Annotated in this window: 2 protein-coding genes; one reads left to right on the top strand and one right to left on the bottom strand. The window is 71.3% G+C overall.

Annotated features, from left to right (window positions below):
• On the top strand, positions 1-719 hold a 719-nt coding region (locus GY24_RS17785), incomplete at its 5' end, for a THUMP-like domain-containing protein (protein WP_407662191.1).
• A 65-nt stretch (positions 720-784) separates the two neighbouring features.
• Here the strand turns inward: GY24_RS17785 and GY24_RS17255 are convergent.
• On the bottom strand, positions 785-934 hold the full coding sequence (locus GY24_RS17255) for a hypothetical protein (protein WP_267892626.1): 150 nt from the start codon (positions 932-934) through the stop codon (positions 785-787).
• Between the last annotated feature and the right edge of the window lie 13 nt (positions 935-947).

Below are 947 nucleotides of genomic sequence, written 5' to 3'. Positions count from 1 at the left end.
CCGACGGCCCGGCCGACGGCGTCTACCTGGACCCGGCCCGGCGCAGTTCCGGGCACTCGAACACGTCCAGGCTCACCCGGCCGGAGGACTACACCCCCTCGCTCGACTTCGCCTTCGGGCTCGGCGATCGCCTGCCGACCGGCGTGAAGCTCGGCCCCGGCTTCGACCGCGAGCTCATCCCCGCCGGCGCCGAGGCACAGTGGGTCTCGGTCGACGGGGCGCTGGTGGAGATGGGGCTGTGGTTCGGCGCGCTGGCCCGGCCCGGTGTGCGGCGCAGCGCCCTGCTCCTCGGCAGGGCCGGCAGCCATGAGCTCAGCGCCGCCGCAGACAGCGCCGACGCGGAGGCCGGCGCACTCGGCGCCTACATCTACGAGCCGGACGGGGCCGTCATCCGTGCCCGCCTGATCGGCGACCTGGCCCGCTCCCTCGACGCCCGGATGCTGAGCGAGGGCATCGCCTACCTCACGGCGGACGCCGCCCACGAGACGCCGTTCGCGACGTGCTTCCGCGTGCTGGAGCAGCTGCCGAACGACGAGAAGAAGCTCAAAGCGGCGCTCGCGGCCCGCGGCATCGGCACTCTGGAGATCAAGAAGCGCGGCATCGACATCGACCCGGCGACGCTCCGCACCCGGTTGAAGCTGAAGGGCAGCGCCTCCGCGACGATCGTGCTCACCCGTGCAGCCGGCAAGCACGTGACGCTGCTGGTCGAGCGCGTCTAGCGGCGCCCCGACGCAGAAGACCCCGTGCCGAGGCACGGGGTCTTCTTGTCATTCGGCCGGTGCGGCTAGTAGTTGTAGCTCACACCCGTGCTGGCGAGCACTCCGAGGAACACGACGAAGACGATCAGCGCGATGATGCCGAGCACCAGGCCGATGTAGCCGATCACCAGGCCGGCGATCGCCATGCCGCGGCCGTTCTCGCCGGTCTTCTTGATCTGGCTGAGCGAG

The sequence above is a fragment of the Microterricola pindariensis genome, assembly GCF_002936985.1.
Taxonomy (GTDB): Bacteria; Actinomycetota; Actinomycetes; order Actinomycetales; family Microbacteriaceae; genus Microterricola; species Microterricola pindariensis.
The sequence above is the reverse complement of the archived record's forward strand: the minus strand, read 5'-3'. Positions and strand labels throughout refer to the sequence as shown.